Genomic DNA, 16,591 nt, shown 5'->3' on the forward strand with positions numbered 1-16,591 from the left:
GAGAAGGTTGCATCGCCACACGCCGGCGCCGGCTCCGGGCCAATTCGCGCTGCAACGTTACGGACCTTCTCCGTCCGAGCGTGTGAAGGGCCGCACCTTCGCGCAGGAACGGATCGACGGCCGGTTGTCGCGTTCGATTTCGGAGAATTCGAATGTCCAAGAGCGAACAGCCCACTTTCACCCGCCGTCACGTCGTCGGAGGAGCCGGCGCCGGGCTGGTGGCTTCGGTCGCCCCCACGATCGCGCAAGGAAACGAAACCATGGCCACGGAAAAATTGCGGAACCCTGCCGACAAATACCCCAAGCCGCCGTACAACAAGCAATCGCAACCCTGGCCCGGCCTCGCCAGCAAGATGGATCCGCGTCCGGACCACGGGGGAAACCAGCTACAAGGGTTCGGGCCGGCTGGCCGGCCGGAAGGCACTGATCACCGGTGGCGATTCCGGCATAGGCCGCGCGGCGGCCATCGCGTATGCGCGCGAGGGCGCCGACGTCGCCGTCAACTACTTCCCGACCCAGGAGCCGGACGCCAAGGAAGTCGTCGACCTGATCAAGGCCGAAGGCCGGGTGGCGGTCGCCATACCCGGCGACCTGCGTGACGAGACGTTCTGCCGGAACCTCGTTGCTCGCGCCGTCGAAGGACTCGGCGACATCCTCGCCAGCAACGCGGGTCGGTAGCAGGCCCACGATTCGATACTGGACATCTCGTCCGAGGATTTCGACGCGACGATCAAGACCAACATCTATGCGCCGTTCTGGATCATCAAGGCCGCGCTGCCGCACCTGAAACCCGGATCCGTCATCATCGGTCCCGTCTTAGACCAGAGCCACTTGTTGCCCAGGTCGTCCAAGCGTTTGTGATAAGCGCACAACTGTTAACCTTTCAGCATCGAGGCTGAAGGTAGGAACTGACGCTTAGCTGGCATTCTTCTCTTGAGCGGAAATGACATCGTATTCGGAGCGTATCGCTTCCTTGCCATAAAGGCGCTCAAGCCGGCGCACTGTGAAATGGCCGCGCGCTATCTCCTGGAAATGCTCCATGAACGCGTAGTTGACGGCGGCGCCGCCCAGCGCCCCGACAACGGGAAGGGCCTGAGCCGCGGCCTTCTGTGTGACGACGAGGCCGAAGCGCGAGGCGACCTGCGCCACGAACTTGAGTAGGATGGGAGCGCCTTCCCTGACGACGCCGCGTTCGGCGATGAACCTTGCGGCTTCCGAGACCGTCTTGGCGAGCACGCTCCTGACGGCGAAGTATCCGCTCTCCGAAGCGTCGGACGACCCGGTCCGCCCGCCCAGGGCGAAAACTTCGACGCAGGCGAGGGCCGTCTCCGGATCCGTCAGGTCTTCGCCTTCGCTCCGTGCGATGTCGGCGATCGAGCGCAGCATAATGACGGTCGAGACCGGCAGTTCGACCGGAAGCGCCGCTAGTCCGAACATCCCGCCCGCAGCGCCCGACGCGCTCGCGAGCGCTCGGTGCAGCGGCTGGGAATGCGTAGAAGATGACGACGGGAGCGTGCGCAGCGCAACCTTGAGCGCGGCCTCCAGCCCTTTCGAAGTCGCGGACGCGATCGCTTGGGAGGCGACGGAGGGCAAGGCGTAGCCGATCAGTTCGACAGGCTTGCCGACAAGATTGGTCAACCTGCCGGCGAGGCTGGGATGTTCGAGCGCTTTGACGGCGTTTCGCAACGCCTCGCGATCGTTGCAGGTCAATTCTGCTGTCTCGTGCAACGACAATCGAGCGGTCCCATGAAGCCATTTTGAAAACGACCGCGGGTCCGTTGGGTTCCCGCTCAACCGGCCTTGCCCGGGTGCTCAGACCTGAGAATTCCAAGAGTCGCTGGATCCTTGCCATCGGGATAGAAGGCCCCGATCGCTTCGGCGAATATTTCATGCTGCGAGACGGCATCGAATAGCGTCATGCATGACCGGAATTTCATGTCGTCCGGCGAACCCAAAATATCGGTGATCGTCTTCTCGCTTGCCGCCAGGACGAGCCGGGTGCACTCGAGCAGACGAGGCCCCAACACTGCGTGCTCCAGATAAGAGACCGCTTCTGCACGCGAGCCGATCGCAAAGCGTTGCGCCATGGCGCTCGAACCGAGGCCGGTGATCTGGGGAAAGACGAACCACATCCAATGCGTCCGCTTGCGGCCGTGCGACAGCTCCTCGACGACCCGTCGATAGACCGGCTCCTGGGCGTTCACGAAACGGCGGAGATCGAACGGATCGCTCACGTGGCTGCGCTTTCCACAACCGTCAGACCGGCCTTGTGGCCAGGGCCGGACTCACCGTAACCAGATGCGCGATTTGACGCCAATGATGACGGGTTTCGAATGCCTGGTAGAACGACCGAATTGCCCAAAACAGGTTTCGCCATCGAGATCGACGGACGAGTGAAGACCGAATTCAGCACCAAGGAAGGTGCTGAGCTCGGCGCGATCGAATTGAAGCGGCGTTTTCCGATGCTTCAGATCCGGATTTACGACGCCAGCTCCCATTCGACACACGATCTTCCTGCCTAGGCGATGGCTTCCGCAAGCGTCTCCCGCGCGGCACGCACCACCGCTTCCGCATTGATGTCGAACTTCTTGTAGACGTCCGCGATCTTTCCGGATGCCCCGAAGGAGTGCATTCCGACAAAACGACCTTCGAGGCCGATGTAGCGCTCCCATCCCAGCTCAACGGCGGCTTCGACCGCGACGCGGGCGCGGGTCGAGCCGAGCACGGCCTTCCTGTAGGCGGCGTCTTGCTGTTCGAACAGAAGCCTGCACGGCATGGAGACGACGGCCGTCGGTACGCCTTGCTTCTGGAGGATTTCGCGTGCCTGGACCGCGAGGTGGAGCTCCGAGCCGGTGCTCAAGATGGTGAGCCTGCGCTCGCCGCGTTCCGCTTCTTGCAGCACGTACCCGCCTCTGGCCGACCTGTTCTCGGTGCCGGGCTCGCGTCGGAGCAGAGGCATCGGCTGCCTGGACAGGGCGAGCAGGGCGGCCTGGCGAGGCGTGCTCAGGATCGCCTCCCAGCACTCGGCGGTCTCGATCGGATCGCCCGGCCGGTAGACAGCAAGATGGGGGATAGCCCGCAGCGCCGCGAGCTGTTCGACGGGTTGATGGGTTGGCCCGTCTTCGCCGAGGCCGATGGAATCATGCGTCATCACGAATATCGTCCGCACCTGCATCATGGCCGCCAGGCGGATCGAGGGGCGGCAGTAGTCCGAGAAGCAGAGGAAGGTGCCCCCGTAGGGGATCAGGCCACCATGCAGCGCGATACCGTTCATCGCCGCCGCCATGCCGTGCTCCCGAACGCCGTAGTGCATGTAGGAGCCACCGTATTCGCCCGGCTTGATCTCGACCATGCCCTTGGCTTTGGTGTTGTTGGACGTCGTCAGATCGGCCGACCCTCCAAGCAGTTCCGGAATCGCCGCGGTCAAATGGTTGAGCACGGCGCCGCTGGCGGCCCGCGTCGCCACTTCCTTGCCGCTGGCAATGAATTCCGCGCGGGCAGCGGCGATGGCCTTCTGCCAGTCGGCCGGCAACTCGCCGTCGTTGCGGCGCTCGAACTCTGAACGCAGGTCGGCAGGGGACTCCTTGGTCCGGTCCGCCCAGGCCGTGCGGGCCTTCCGGCCTTTCGCGCCGATCTCACGCCATTGCCGCAGCAGCGGCTCGGGGATCACGAACGCTGGCGAATCCCAGCCGAGGATCTTACGCGCGCCGGCGATTTCGTCTTCACCCGGCGCGTCGCTGTGAGCCTTCTCCGTGCCGGCCTTGGTCGGGAAACCGAAGCCAATGATTGTCCTGCAGGCGATCAGAGACGGCTGGTCAGTTACGGCGCGCGCGGAGGTGATGGCATCGCGGATTGCATCGGTGTCGTGCCCGTTGATCTCCTGCACATGCCAGCCGGAGGCCCGGAAGCGCTGGATTTCGCTGTCGGAGACCGCAAGTCGGGTAGGGCCGTCGATCGTGATCGAATTGTTGTCCCAGAAGGCGATCAGGTGGCCGAGCTTGTAGTGACCCGCCATCGAGATCGCCTCCTCGCTGACGCCCTCCATCAGGCAACCGTCGCCCATGAATACGTAGGTGAAATGGTTGCAGAGATCGTTTCCGAACTTCGCGTTCAGAATGCGCTCTGCGAGCGCGAAGCCTACCGAATTGGCGATGCCCTGGCCAAGGGGACCCGTCGTCGTTTCGATACCGTCTGCGTGCTTGTATTCAGGGTGACCGGCCGTCTTGCTGTCGATCTGCCGGAAACGCTTCAACTGGTCCAAGGTCATGTCCTCGTAACCGGTCAGGTAGAGGAGGCTGTAGAGGAGCATTGACGCGTGGCCGTTCGATAGGACGAACCTGTCCCGGTCGAACCAATGCGGATCGGCCGCGTCGAATTGCATGAAGTCCCTGAAAAGGACGGTCGCGATGTCCGCCATGCCCATCGGCGCACCTGGATGGCCGCTTTTGGCGTGCTGGACGGCGTCCATGGACAGGAAGCGGATGCAGTCCGCCAGGTCGCGAAGGTTCTGATCCCGGGGCTTTGGTACCGTTTCGACGGCAGGAGCCGGCGTTGCATCGACCATGTCAGGCTCCCGATCTTCGCGGCGCGAGAGCCTAAGCCTCAACACGCGGTTTCGTTCCGGAATGAAGCCCATTGCGAGCCGGGGTGAGGTCGGTTCGGCCGCGCCTTCGGCTCGCCGAAGGACGGTTTGGCGGCCGAATAGCGACTCCGAGTTCGCTTTAAAGGACTCGATTCAGATTTAAGGGCACAGGACCGTCGGCGGCGGAGCGGCCGACGCCGAGGCTCCGAAGAAGCCAGCCAAGAAGCCGCGGAAGGCCGCCGCCGGCCAGAAGGAGATGCTGATGCCGATCGAGGGCAAGAAGCCCGCGAAGGAGACGGCGAAGAAGTCGTCGGCCAGGCAGCGCAAGTCGGCCTGAAGGGGCGCCGTCTCGTCGGAGGAAACGGGGGTCGTGAGCGTTTCCGGTCGCCCGCCCGACGACGGGATCGCGTGGAGCAAATGTCTAGGCTTTCGGGTCGTTCGTGATCGGGAAATGGTTCCGGATCGTGCGATCAAAGACCAGGGTCCGGCTTTGAGCCGCGCCCGGCCGATGACGCAATTCTGCGGGTTATACCGCGGGGTGCACGGAGCGATCAAATGCACTTCCTATGGATCGGATCGACCCTACGGAAGTTGACGTCGATGGTCGGCGGCGCGGCGACACCGGAGGAGCAACACATGACCCCGTTCTTCCACGAGGAATTTTCAGCCAGGTTGATCGACCGCAGTTCGTTCGTGGTTTTGGACGTCATGACGCCGCCTCGAGATCCCGATGATGATGGAGACGACGAGGACGAAGAGGAAGGCGACGAGGACGAAGGCGCAGACGAACCGCCGGTTGTGCGCGAGCCGGACGAAGGCTAGAGCACCATGAAGGGGAATCCGCTTAGGAACGGAGCGATCCGCCGGTCGGTTGCTCCGGCGCAATCGTGGGAGGACAGTATGGATGTGAAGGAAGCCTCGGAGATGACGGAAGCCTCCGGGCTGACGAACGACGCCATCGAGCAGACTTCCGGGGCACGCCGGCGACCGCTCCAGTCGCCTTCCCAGGAGATCGGATTCATGCCCGATTCGATCACGATGCCTGCTGCACTAAAAAGGCCCGGCATTTCTGCCGGGCCTTTCCTAGTGATGGGTGCTGAACAGTTGGACTTAGAAGTCCATACCGCCCATACCGCCCATCCCACCGCCGCCCGCAGGCATGCCGCCGCCGGCATTCTTCTTCGGCACTTCAGCCACCATGGCTTCGGTGGTGATCAGCAACGCCGCAACTGAGGCCGCGTTCTGGATCGCTACGCGAACCACCTTGGTCGGGTCGATGATGCCCTTGGAGATCAGGTTGACGTATTCGCCGGTCTGCGAGTCGAAACCGTAGGCGTACTGATCCTTCTCGAGGATCTTGCCGACGATCACCGAACCATCTTCACCTGCGTTGATCGCGATCTGGCGGGCCGGCGCGGACAGCGCCTTGCGCACGATCTCGACGCCGGTCTTCTGGTCGTCGTTCTTGGTGCGAAGCCCCTTGAGGTGCTCGGAGGCACGCAGCAGGGCGACGCCGCCGCCCGGCACGATGCCTTCTTCAACCGCCGCACGGGTCGCATGCATCGCGTCATCAACGCGGTCCTTGCGCTCCTTCACCTCAACCTCGGTCGCGCCGCCGACGCGGATCACCGCGACACCGCCTGCGAGCTTGGCGAGACGCTCCTGCAGCTTCTCACGGTCGTAGTCCGAGGTGGTTTCCACGATCTGCGCCTTGATCTGATTGACGCGTGCTTCGATGTCGGTCTTCTTGCCGGCGCCGCTGACGATGGTGGTGTTCTCCTTGTCGATCATCACCTTCTTGGCGCGACCGAGCATGGCGAGCGTGACGTTCTCCATCTTGATGCCGAGATCTTCCGAGATCGCCTGACCGCCGGTCAGAACCGCGATGTCCTGCAGCATCGCTTTGCGGCGATCGCCGAAGCCCGGAGCCTTGACGGCTGCAACCTTCAGGCCGCCGCGCAGGCGGTTGACGACGAGGGTGGCAAGCGCCTCGCCTTCGACGTCTTCTGCGATGATGACCAGCGGCTTGCCGCTCTGCACGACAGCTTCGAGCAGCGGGAGCAGCTCATTCAGCGAGGAGAGCTTCTTCTCGTTGATGAGGATGTAGGCATCTTCCATTTCCACGCGCATCTTGTCGGCGTTAGTGACGAAGTAAGGCGAGATATAGCCGCGGTCGAATTGCATGCCTTCGACGACTTCAAGCTCGGTTTCGAGCGACTTAGCTTCTTCAACAGTGATGACGCCCTCGTTGCCGACCTTTTTCATCGCGTCTGCGAGGAACTTCCCGATTTCGGCGTCGCCATTGGCGGAAATGGTGCCAACCTGGGCGATTTCCTCGTTCGAGGTGACCTTCTTGGAGTTCTTGACGAGATCCGCGACCACGGCATCCACTGCCAGGTCGATACCGCGCTTCAGATCCATCGGGTTCATGCCGGCGGCAACCGACTTGGCGCCTTCACGGACAATGGCTGCGGCCAGCACGGTCGCGGTGGTGGTGCCGTCCCCAGCAGCATCCGCCGCCTTGGAGGCGACTTCGCGCACCATCTGGGCGCCCATGTTTTCGAACTTGTCTTCAAGCTCGATTTCCTTGGCGACGGTGACGCCGTCCTTGGTGATGCGGGGAGCGCCGAACGACTTCTCGAGCACGACGTTGCGGCCCTTGGGGCCGAGCGTGACCTTCACCGCGTTGTTGAGAATGTCGACCCCGCGCAGCATTCTGTCGCGGGCATCGACGCCGAATTTGACTTCCTTGGCTGACATAATGATCTCCGTTTTCATCTGGTCAGATCCCAAAGGCCGCGCGACCGGGCGGGTTCTTGAAGGATGAGATCTGAATTGCGGGCCTCATCCTTCGAGACGCCGGCTACGCCGACTCCTCAGGATAAGGAAATCGGGCTGGCGCTTATGCGGCCTTCTTCTTGGCCGCGGGAACGTCGGTGAGGACGCCCATGATGTCGCTTTCCTTCATAATCAGCAGCTCCTGGCTGTCGATCTTGACCTCGGTACCCGACCACTTGCCGAACAGAACGCGGTCGCCGACCTTGAGGTCGATCGGGATCAGCTTGCCGGCTTCGTCACGGCCACCGGGGCCGACGGCGACGATTTCGCCCTGCAAGGGCTTTTCCTTGGCGCTGTCCGGAATGATGATGCCGCCAGTGGTTTTCTCTTCGGCGTCGATACGCTTGACTACAACGCGATCGTGAAGCGGACGGAATTTCATGGCGGCCTCCTCGGTTTGGTTTTTGTTTGGAGTTAGCACTCAGGGTTGGCGAGTGCCAACCACCTCGCACATAAGCCTGCGTTGCGCAGGCACAAGCCCTCGTGACCGGTCTCGAGGTGACTTTCCTTGAATTTGGGAATGTTGCAAGGATCCACCGGCCTCGCGCAATCTCATGCCAGGTGATTTGCGCCCGTGCATAAGTCGGCCCCGAAGCATGGGCGCCGATCTACATGGAATGAAGCGGGTGCGACTTCCGTTCTGGGTCACGAACCGGTCCTGGCGCCGGAGCAATCCGACTTCGGCAATGCCTTCGGAAGCAGACGCTCCCAGGGTCTGGCAGCAGGTCGCGATGGGCCAAAGGCAGAAGTCGCGTTTCGGCTATAGAACAAGCAAGCTTCTGTTAACGCAATGGCCATGATAATGCATATTGCGCATGATGAACGCTTAAGTTGTTGTCTATGAAACGATTTATGTTTTTCACGCTGATATCGCTCGTCGCTGCCTTCGCGACTTATAAATTCTTCTATCCGACCTACACCTATCGCTACCGGTTAACAGTCAACATTGAGGCGGACGGCAAGCTCCACTCGGGTTCAAGTGTGGTCGAGGTGATCTGGTACGCGCACTTTCTGCCAGAACTAGTGTCATTTTCACCAGAATTGCGCGGTCAGGCGGCGCTAGTACCTCTGCACAGTGATTATGACTCTTTGGAAGCGTCTGGGTAGGCTCGGCCCATTTTTGCGCGGGCTTTTTCTGTCGTGAACATCCATTTGATGCGGGAGCGTGCAGCATTTCTCTGCCGTTCCCAAGCGGTGATTTCGCGGCGCAGTCGCTTGGGGTCGTCGATCCTGCGAGCGAGGCACTGTCCCCGCAAGACGCCGATCTCGATCTCAACCATGTTGAGCCAGCTTGCGTGCTTGGGAGTGAAGTGGAACTCGATCCGCCGCGAGATCCGTCTGGCTTCGGCGGGCGGAAAGGTCTGATACAGGGCGCCGGCGGAGTGGGTCGATAAGTTATCCTGCACGACCCGGATGGTCTCGGCATCGGGATAATGGATGTCGACGAGGTCACGTACGCATTCGGCATAATCTTTTGCCGCTCGTCGCTCTGTAAGTTTGACCTTGCGCCAGGGACGATGCACGTCGAGGAGAACGAAGAGATTGACCGTCCCGTTGCGACGATACTCGTAATCGTAACGTTCGAGCCGGCCCGGCTTCATCGGGATTGGCTGACGGACCTCGCCGATGAGTTGCACCGGACTTTCGTCGAAGCACACGACCGGCCGCTTGGGATCGGGCACCTCGGCATAGAGATCAAGCACGTCCTCCATGCGGGCGACGTATTCGCCATCGACCTGCGACCTGCGGAATGCACCACATATCTTTGCGCCATGGTTTGAGGTCATTTTCCGCCAGGCGTCGCCGAACCGTCTCGTGCGACAGGCTGTCGTGTTCGGTGAGATTGACTATCGCACCTGCCAGCAGCTTGAGCGTCCAGCGGGCACGGCCCTTTGGGGGGCTGGCACAGGCGGTCGCCACCAGCAAGGCTTCTTCCTTGCCCGTGAGTTTGCGCTCCGCTCCGGGACGCGGCTCTTCGCTCAGCGCCCGCTCCAGATTGCCTTCCACGAAGCGTCGCTTGGTCCGGTACACGGTCGAGCCGCTCACGCCAACGCTCCTGGCGATCTCCTCGTCGCCGGCCGCGGCATCGGCAGCCAGCAAAATCTGTGCTCGCTTGAGCTTGCGGGACGCATGCTTGCCGCCGCTAAGCAGCGCCTTGAGTTCGGTCCGCTCGACTTGGCTGAGTTCGACCCGATAGCGTACATTCATGCCTGCCTCCTTGATCGAGGCACGCACGAACAACTGAATCGGATGGCCGGCGTGAGTCCTTCGGCAAAAGCCTTCACGCCCAAACAGGGGCAGTACCTCGCCTTCATCCACCTCTATACGCGTCTGCACCGCAGACCCCCGGCGGAAACCGACATGCGAGAGTATTTTCGCGTCACCCCGCCTTCGGTTCACCAAATGGTGCTCTCGCTCGAGCGAGGCGGCCTCATCAAAAGGCAGCCCAGGACACCTCGTAGTATCGAAGTCCTCGTCGATCCCAACGACCTGCCGGAGCTAATCTGACCGCCGACCCAACCCGTCAAAATCACTGTGCAGAGCCACTAGTTGATCTTGGGGAGCGCGGCGTGGTGGTGGCGACGCTAACAGCCGATGATTGGGGTTGGCACAATAGCAATGCGGGTTGGAGCGCACAGTGGCTTGTTCCTCGCGCATTTGGTGTCGGGGATTCAAATGAAGGGTTGTCCACACTTGCTAGTCTGCGCGGCAAGCGCGAACTCTCCCTCGACAATCTCCCGCGCTTTTTGTGGTTCTCGAATCCGCGAGACCCAACCACAGCTAAGACGATACTTGTAGACGATATGCCGTCCGAATTCGGCTCCTCTGCCAAGTTTGCGGGAGCATTTGTTGAGATCACAGGCGACCCGCTCGTAATCAACATCCTTGAACGGCTGCCGTGGATTAGGTCGCTGGAGAACAAGCCCGCCGGCGAAGATCGTATCTACCTACCGAACAAGCTTAGCATCGGCCGTTACATGTTTATTGGAGACGCTTCGTGAGATCGGAACGTCTGCAAACGCGTCGCTTCGGAGGACGGCCAGTCGGTTCCGGTCTACCCCGGTAAGCGGACCATATCTGAGCGCGCTTGCACTTCGCATATGGGCCAACAAGAGAAGTGTTGTCGTCAGCGTTGGAGCGATTTAGGCTTCTAGCCGTCGAGGGCGCTTTATGGACATCAAAAGGGAATTACCCCGGCCGCAAATTCGAAGCGTCGTACGCTCGTTCGAGGAGAGACGCGCTAAATTGGGAAGCACGGTGTTGACTTGGCCCGTTGCGGCTCGGCCTCATCAAATACTGAATATCCACTTGGCCGAGCCGTATCAGGTTCGTATCGATGGTGGGTCACCAAATGCTACGCCGGAAATGAGTGTGATCGGGCCACAGACCTATCGTCGCGCGCACGTCTATCTCTCAGGTTCGGTTCATGTTTTCAACATTCTGTTCCAACCGACTGGATTGAGCCGATTGGTTGGAACCAACATGAGGTCCTTGGTCAATCAGGACCCTGCGGCCTCGGATGTTCTCGGCAAATCTGCCGTCATCCTCGGCGACGCTGTACGCGCGGCACCGGACTTCTGTGAACGTGTAGCCGCCGTCGAACGGTGGGTAGGGACGATGATGGATGAATGCGAACCCGATGGGGTGATCGGCCACGCATCGCGTCTGCTGATAGCCGCTGGGGGCCGGGCACGGATCGAGGGCCTCGTTGAAAGGTCCGGCCTCAGCACCAGCCAATTTCAGCGCCGGTTTTCGACACAGGTGGGCATGACGCCCAAACTGTTCGCACGAACGATCCGGTTCGACAGAGCGCTGATTGCTAGGCGCAATGCTCCGGGCCGGCTTTGGACCGACATCATCCACGAACTGGGCTACTTCGATCAGGCTCACTTCATACGAGAATGCCGCTCTTTCACCGGCTTGCCGCCCGGCGGCCTCATCGGCGATTGGGACAACATTTTTTTCCCGGCGGATGACTAAAAAATACAAGCGCTTTCGCTAACCCGACGGCAAAGTGTCCCTGAACGGGAGACCGACAATGAGCATGACGCGGCGCAATCTCGGCATCGTGACTGCCAGCATCGTCGCTGCCGCTTCCGACGCAAGGACTGGAGCGATGGCTATGTCTGCAAATCTGGAACGCTTCAAGGCGATCGTCGAGCGCGGCTTTTCTCAAGGCGACCTGGCGGTGGCGGACGAAGTTTGCGCGGAGAAGCTGCTCGAACACGAATATCTTTCCCCGACCGATCTTCCCGGACCGCAAATCTTGCGATCGCAGATCGAGGGCGCGCGGCGCAGCATCAAGGATCTGAAACTGACGATAGAGGCGATCGTGGAAACGAGCGATACGGTCTGGGCGCGCAGCAAGGCGACAGGTTTCGATCCACGCTCAGGTAAGTCGGTGACCATCGATGTCGTGGACATTTGCCGATTTTCCGATGGAAAACTCGTCGAACATTGGGGCGTGCCAGACCGATTTGCACTTCTTCACCAGGTTGGCGCCTTACCACCTCCACCCAAAGGGATTTAAAATAGTGTGATAACCAAAGCGCCTTTGCCGATCTTTGTAACCGATTCAAGCGACTCCGACACACTGGAACAGATCTTTTATTGAGTTGTGCCGGTCTGCTTGTTTCCGTGTTGGTGCTTACTTGCGGCGTCGATCTCAGTCCGGGCTTCTTCTGAGCCGCAGCGTCGAAGTCCAGGTCCGCTTTGGGTGGTCAAAGGCAGACATCGCACGCTTGTGCTTTTCCCGGTTTAGGCCGTTGGTGGCGGAGCGCTGTTTAGAAGTTGCGAAACGGCGGTCACCAGCTGCGCTGTCGCGAACGGCTTTGCCAGCATAACGCTATTTGGAACACCCTTTGATGCCCAATCGTTGGCGTGCGCGCCGCTCATGTAGACGACCGGAAACACGGGGTCTATTTCGCGGATTTGCGACGCGACTTCCCAGCCGTTCAGTCTACCCCTCAAGCCGACATCGGTGACGAGCGCTTTGTAGTTTTTCAGCCTGCCCTTGAACAGGGTCAGAGCTTCTTCGCCAGAGGAAAGGATGTCCGTTGCAAAGCCGCCCTCGGTTAGCATTTCCTCGATGAGGCCTTGGACGGCATACTCGTCCTCAATGACGAGGATAACCGGTAACTCTTCCATGCCATTCCCTCACTTTGTCCGCACAAGGGCGGGCCGACCAGTACTACCCGGGAGGGGGACTTTAGTTTAAGCCCGAATTGTACAAAAGTGAACATAGCGGCATCGGGGCCCGCGTTGGGTCATGTGTGGACGACGCCCGCGTTGCAAGAGGAATTTGACGTTCGGCTTGCGGTCGGGTGCAAGTCATGTGTCCGGCCTGTTTGCGCGGCACCATGGCCGCTGGCCCTGATGTAGTCCGCGGATCGGGTCCCAATCAATCGCACGGGCTTTGACGCCCATGACCCAGAAGCGGGTTGTCCCAATCGACGGCTCGACCGTTTCGCATCACGCCATCATCACCCTCGCAATTCGATTGCCTTGCTCCATTGCCGCCTCACACTCCCATTGCCAAGCCTCTTCAGGCGGCTGCAGCAAGCTCCGGCGCTCGATAGTATCCTCCCTTGGCCATAATTGCCCACGCGATGCGCGCCATCTTGTTGGCAACGGCGACGGCCACGAGCTTGGCCGGCTTCTTGGCCAGCAGCCTCATGACCCAGGGATGCTTTTGCGGATGCTGCCGGGCATGTCGAACAACGGCTGTTGCACCGATGACGAGCAACCGTCGGAGATAGCGATCTCCTTGCTTGGAGATGCCGCCCAGCCGCTCCTTGCCCCCCGTCGAGTGCTGCCGCGGCACAAGTCCGATCCATGCGGCAAAATCCCGACCGGATTTGAAGTCACTCGGGTCCGTAACTGTGGAAGCGATGGCCGTGGCCCCGATGACGCCAATTCCAGGCACGGTCTCAAGGCGGCAGCTTATATCATTGGTACGATGATGGGCGTGAATGGCGCGATCCAGAGTCCCGATCTGCAATTCGAGGGCAGCGAGTTGATCGGCAATTGCCTGCAGCGCCTGTTTCATCGCAACTGGAAGAGCTTCGCGATTACTTTCGTCCGTGATGATCGCAGCAAGCTGCGCAACACCTTCGCGTCCCGTCTCCGCAACGAGGCCGAATTCGGCAAGGTGGGCTCGGAGCGCATTGATCAGCTGCGTGCGCTGACGGATTAAAAGATCTCGCGTTCGATGCAGCATTAGCAGGGCTTGCTGATCGGTCGACTTAATCGGCACGAACCGCATCGATGGACGTGTCGCGGCCTCACAAATGGCGGCAGCGTCCGCAGCGTCGTTTTTCGACCGTTTGACGTAGCCCTTCACGTAGCTCGGCGGCATCAGTCGCACGGTATGACCAAGTTTAGAGATTTCACCCGCCCAATGATGAGCGGTTCCGCAGGCTTCCATGCCGACCAGGCAAGGAGGAATTTTGCTAAAGAAATCGATGACTTGCTTGCGCCGCAACTGACGGCTGACAACGACCTTGCCCGCACTATCTACGCCGTGCACTTGGAACACGTTCTTGGCGAGATCAACGCCGATGGTGCTAACCTGCATGTGGACGACCCTCCGGTGATTCGTTGTTCAACGATCCCCCTTGGCACATTCGACGCCGGGAGCGGGCGTCGTCCACCACATCAATCGCGTCGTTTTTTGCAGTCGGCCAGCTACTTCCGGTCTACCCTCGATGTCGGACATGTCGCTGCACTGTGCTAACTGACGCGATGGGCCACTAACGGACTGGCGGCTTTCGTAATCGCCAGGAACACGACATTGATCGAGTAAGTCGCGCGGACGAGTGCCGTGTGCTGATAGATAAATTGGCCGTGGGGCGATCGCCTCGTCACATCGGTGGCTTCACGCCCTCAGCGCCGATCACGACCGCGGCGGCCTCAGGGCTGTCCTTTTTCATAACGACGAAGACCTTGCGCCCGACTGCGAGCTCGCCCGCCGACGGTGCCTTGACAAAGGCGACAACCGTCGCGTCCGTCGGGATGGTGATCGTCTGTTCTCCGCCTTTGTAGTTGACCCTTACCACACGGTCCGTTCCGACCTCCTCGATCTTGGAGATATTGGCGTTGGTCATCATGTTCGGTTTGGCTTCAAGATCCCATGGGTAGTGCCCCTCGGCCAGACCGCGCAACGATTCGTCAAACACATGAACCTCGCGTGCGACGCGCTTGCCATTCTGCTCGAAAGACGTGATGCCGACGAACTTGCCAGACTGGATGGCGCTCATATCGGCCTTTGTCACCAGGAAGAGGCCAGCGTCGCTGGCGAGTTTGACCGATACCGTCTCGCCCTTGGCGTTTTGCACGCCGATCATTCCGTCCGTGACGTCGGTCAGCGTGCCGCGGATATGCGCCTGCGCGAAGGCCGGCCCGGAAAGCAGCAAACCAACAAGGACCGCCGTGGCTGCAATCGGTGCGCTCAGAGTTCGAGGTATCAGCATTTGATTTCACTCCCTTTGGCGCTCGGCAGACAAGGTATTGCCCACTCCAGCGATTAGAATGCGCGCAATTGTGGCGACCTAATCTGGCCACTTTGAAGACGTCGCGGCTAAATCGAAGGAATTTTGGAGGTCGCCGACGTCCGAGAAGGTAGAGTCGAGGATGGGCGCGGTAGCTTGGGGCCAATGGCCAACGCCCCGTTTCCCATCCCCGCTCATCAAACCGGACGGGCCGATTTCCGGCATCCGGCTTTCCGACCAGCTTCACCGCAAGGCACGCGACGGGACCGCTCGGGGCAGGCGTTGGAGGCACAGAACGCCGAGTTCTCGATGAATAACATCGAATGTGAATCGGCGATTGCCGCGCCCTTGCACCTTGTGCCTTCGCGCGAGGAACCTGCGCAATCGTTCAAAGACGTATTGGTCGACGCTGCGGTATGCCTTGCTCCGCGAGCCGTAGCCAAAGTAGTTGGACCAGCCTCGCAGAGACCTGTTCAGCTTGTCACATACTTCCGGCCATGGATCGATATTGCTCGGCACCAGAAGATCGCCGATTCTTGTCTTGAACCGTTGCACACTCTTCTTGGACGGGCTTGCACCCAGATACCAATTCCCGTTCGCCTCAAACCGATGCGCGCCGAACGAGTAGCCGAGGAAGTCGAAGCGTTCCTGTCGGGCGTTTCTCAACGAAGTTTTCGCCTCGTTGATCGTCAACCCGAGCTTGGTCATCACCACCTTCGTCCACGCTAGTGCCTCCGCCGCACGACCGCGGCTGAGGATAACGAAGTCGTCGGCATAGGAGACGACGTGAGCCTGGAAGCTCTCGCCGCAGCCAGTCAAACGCCAATGCTTCAGGAACCGGTTCATGTAGATGTTGGCCAGCAGTGGACTTGCGACACCGCCTTGCGGCGTGCCACGCGTGTTTCGCTTGCCGCCACTCATACTCCGGGCTCCGTCCGCGTCCCGTTCCTCGATCGGCGCCCTCAGCCACATCTTGATGAGGCACAGGACGTTTCGATCCACCACACGCCGGGCTACTGACTTCATCAGCTCGGAATGCGGTATCGTATCGAAGTACTTGGACAAATCAGCATCAACTACGTCGGCATAGCCCCGGCATAAATGCCGGTGCACTTCCTTGACCGCGTCCACCGCCCCGCGAGCGGGCCGGTAGCCGTAGGCATTGTCCTCGAAGTCAGCCTCGAAGATGGGTTCGATCACGATCTTGGCGGCAGTCTGAATCACACGATCACGAATGGTCGGAATGCCGAGCGGACGCTCGCCACCATTCGCTTTGGGGATCATCACCCGCCGCACCGGATCAGGTCGGTACGTCTTCGAGACCAGTTCCGCGCGCAAGCCCGCCAACCATGCTTCCGGGCCCTGCTCCTCGATGCGAGCAAACGTCATCCCATCCACACCCGGTGCACCCGCATTAACGCGGGCGAGCCGATAGGCGTGGTCTAGGATGTCCTCGCGACAGATCTTGTCGTAGAGCAGATAGAAGCGGAAGGTGGGCTCCGCCTTCGCTTTGCAGTAGAGCTTTCTCTGAAGGCTCCGGATCTTATCAGGCGTTGTCAGGCTCATCACCAATCACCTTCACCTCACCATCTTCAAAAGCGCACCAGAAGTCGGGGCCCTTTGCTCCACCGGCATTACCCGGCATCAACGCTCCTACTGCCCCGTCCGACTCCCGCCGTGA

The 16,591-nt window shown here is 60.5% G+C and carries 18 protein-coding genes and 2 pseudogenes; 8 read left to right on the forward strand and 12 right to left on the reverse strand.

From position 1 onward, the window contains the following. Nucleotides 1-260 precede the first annotated feature (260 nt). Nucleotides 261-831, forward strand: a pseudogene (locus ACP2YO_RS42910) (SDR family NAD(P)-dependent oxidoreductase); the annotation flags it as partial. Nucleotides 832-915: 84 nt separating this feature from the next. Here ACP2YO_RS42910 and ACP2YO_RS42915 read toward each other — a convergent pair. Together ACP2YO_RS42915 and ACP2YO_RS42920 are read right to left on the reverse strand one after the other, a co-directional pair. Beyond that, a complete protein-coding gene (locus ACP2YO_RS42915; protein WP_426437204.1) occupies nt 916-1,710 on the reverse strand; it encodes an EcsC family protein in 795 nt (264 codons plus the stop codon). A gap of 80 nt (nt 1,711-1,790) precedes the next feature. Further along, nucleotides 1,791-2,234: a DUF1810 domain-containing protein gene (locus ACP2YO_RS42920; RefSeq protein ID WP_426437205.1), complete on the reverse strand. Its 444-nt coding sequence runs from the start codon at nt 2,232-2,234 to the stop codon at nt 1,791-1,793. Between the two features lie 99 nt (nt 2,235-2,333). On the opposite strand from ACP2YO_RS42920, the gene ACP2YO_RS42925 reads away from it, so the two are divergent. Beyond that, nucleotides 2,334-2,522, forward strand: a complete 189-nt coding sequence (locus ACP2YO_RS42925) for a hypothetical protein (protein WP_426437206.1) — start codon at nt 2,334-2,336, stop codon at nt 2,520-2,522. Here the strand turns inward: ACP2YO_RS42925 and tkt are convergent. Continuing rightward, entirely contained in the window at nt 2,519-4,564 is a 2,046-nt protein-coding gene (tkt, locus tag ACP2YO_RS42930) for a transketolase (protein ID WP_426437207.1), read from the reverse strand. The two genes, ACP2YO_RS42925 and tkt, sit on opposite strands and share 4 nt — an antisense overlap. A 177-nt stretch (nt 4,565-4,741) precedes the next feature. Beyond that, nucleotides 4,742-4,999 carry a hypothetical protein gene (locus ACP2YO_RS42935; protein WP_426437208.1) on the reverse strand — a complete coding sequence of 86 codons (258 nt, stop codon included), beginning with the start codon at nt 4,997-4,999 and terminating at the stop codon, nt 4,742-4,744. Between the two features lie 219 nt (nt 5,000-5,218). Between ACP2YO_RS42935 and ACP2YO_RS42940 the strand changes: the two genes are divergently transcribed. Then, a complete protein-coding gene (locus ACP2YO_RS42940) occupies nt 5,219-5,404 on the forward strand; it encodes a hypothetical protein (protein WP_426437209.1) in 186 nt (61 codons plus the stop codon). Here ACP2YO_RS42940 and ACP2YO_RS42945 read toward each other — a convergent pair. From ACP2YO_RS42945 to ACP2YO_RS42955, 3 genes are all read right to left on the reverse strand, one after another. Further along, nucleotides 5,401-5,649, reverse strand: coding sequence for a hypothetical protein (locus tag ACP2YO_RS42945; protein ID WP_426437210.1), 249 nt, complete (start codon nt 5,647-5,649; stop codon nt 5,401-5,403). The genes ACP2YO_RS42940 and ACP2YO_RS42945 overlap by 4 nt on opposite strands. Nucleotides 5,650-5,692: 43 nt before the next feature. Beyond that, nucleotides 5,693-7,342: a chaperonin GroEL gene (gene groL / locus ACP2YO_RS42950; RefSeq protein ID WP_426437211.1), complete on the reverse strand. Its 1,650-nt coding sequence runs from the start codon at nt 7,340-7,342 to the stop codon at nt 5,693-5,695. Between the two features lie 142 nt (nt 7,343-7,484). Further along, entirely contained in the window at nt 7,485-7,802 is a 318-nt protein-coding gene (locus ACP2YO_RS42955) for a co-chaperone GroES (protein ID WP_426437212.1), read from the reverse strand. A 470-nt stretch (nt 7,803-8,272) separates the two neighbouring features. Here ACP2YO_RS42955 and ACP2YO_RS42960 point away from each other — a divergent pair, with 470 nt between their 5' ends. Then, entirely contained in the window at nt 8,273-8,527 is a 255-nt protein-coding gene (locus tag ACP2YO_RS42960) for a hypothetical protein (protein ID WP_426437213.1), read from the forward strand. On the opposite strand, the pseudogene ACP2YO_RS42965 reads toward ACP2YO_RS42960, so the two are convergent. After that, nucleotides 8,500-9,628 (reverse strand): annotated as a pseudogene (locus tag ACP2YO_RS42965) (IS630 family transposase). The gene ACP2YO_RS42960 and the pseudogene ACP2YO_RS42965 sit on opposite strands and share 28 nt — an antisense overlap. A 42-nt stretch (nt 9,629-9,670) precedes the next feature. On the opposite strand from ACP2YO_RS42965, the gene ACP2YO_RS42970 reads away from it, so the two are divergent. The 4 genes from ACP2YO_RS42970 (at nt 9,671) to ACP2YO_RS42985 (ending at nt 11,951) form a co-directional block, all read left to right on the forward strand. Further along, entirely contained in the window at nt 9,671-9,928 is a 258-nt protein-coding gene (locus ACP2YO_RS42970) for a LexA family protein (RefSeq protein WP_426437214.1), read from the forward strand. A gap of 62 nt (nt 9,929-9,990) precedes the next feature. After that, nucleotides 9,991-10,422 (forward strand): hypothetical protein, encoded by a 432-nt coding sequence (locus tag ACP2YO_RS42975; protein ID WP_426437215.1) that lies wholly within the window; start codon nt 9,991-9,993, stop codon nt 10,420-10,422. A gap of 307 nt (nt 10,423-10,729) precedes the next feature. Then, nucleotides 10,730-11,401: a helix-turn-helix domain-containing protein gene (locus tag ACP2YO_RS42980; protein ID WP_426437216.1), complete on the forward strand. Its 672-nt coding sequence runs from the start codon at nt 10,730-10,732 to the stop codon at nt 11,399-11,401. A 58-nt stretch (nt 11,402-11,459) separates the two neighbouring features. Next, entirely contained in the window at nt 11,460-11,951 is a 492-nt protein-coding gene (locus tag ACP2YO_RS42985; RefSeq protein ID WP_426437217.1) for an ester cyclase, read from the forward strand. A gap of 227 nt (nt 11,952-12,178) precedes the next feature. Here ACP2YO_RS42985 and ACP2YO_RS42990 read toward each other — a convergent pair whose 3' ends face one another. The 4 genes from ACP2YO_RS42990 to ltrA all read right to left on the reverse strand — a co-directional run bounded on the left by ACP2YO_RS42990 (nt 12,179) and on the right by ltrA (nt 16,476). Continuing rightward, nucleotides 12,179-12,568, reverse strand: a complete 390-nt coding sequence (locus tag ACP2YO_RS42990; protein ID WP_426437218.1) for a response regulator — start codon at nt 12,566-12,568, stop codon at nt 12,179-12,181. A gap of 397 nt (nt 12,569-12,965) precedes the next feature. Beyond that, complete coding sequence (locus ACP2YO_RS42995; protein WP_426437219.1) at nt 12,966-13,997, reverse strand: IS110 family transposase; 1,032 nt, start codon at nt 13,995-13,997, stop codon at nt 12,966-12,968. A 286-nt stretch (nt 13,998-14,283) separates the two neighbouring features. Next, nucleotides 14,284-14,766, reverse strand: coding sequence for a hypothetical protein (locus ACP2YO_RS43000; protein WP_426437220.1), 483 nt, complete (start codon nt 14,764-14,766; stop codon nt 14,284-14,286). Between the two features lie 387 nt (nt 14,767-15,153). Next, nucleotides 15,154-16,476: a group II intron reverse transcriptase/maturase gene (ltrA, locus tag ACP2YO_RS43005; RefSeq protein WP_426435444.1), complete on the reverse strand. Its 1,323-nt coding sequence runs from the start codon at nt 16,474-16,476 to the stop codon at nt 15,154-15,156. Nucleotides 16,477-16,591 lie beyond the last annotated feature (115 nt).

Source organism: Bradyrhizobium genosp. P (assembly GCF_049949265.1).
In the GTDB taxonomy this organism is placed as follows: Bacteria; Pseudomonadota; Alphaproteobacteria; order Rhizobiales; family Xanthobacteraceae; genus Bradyrhizobium.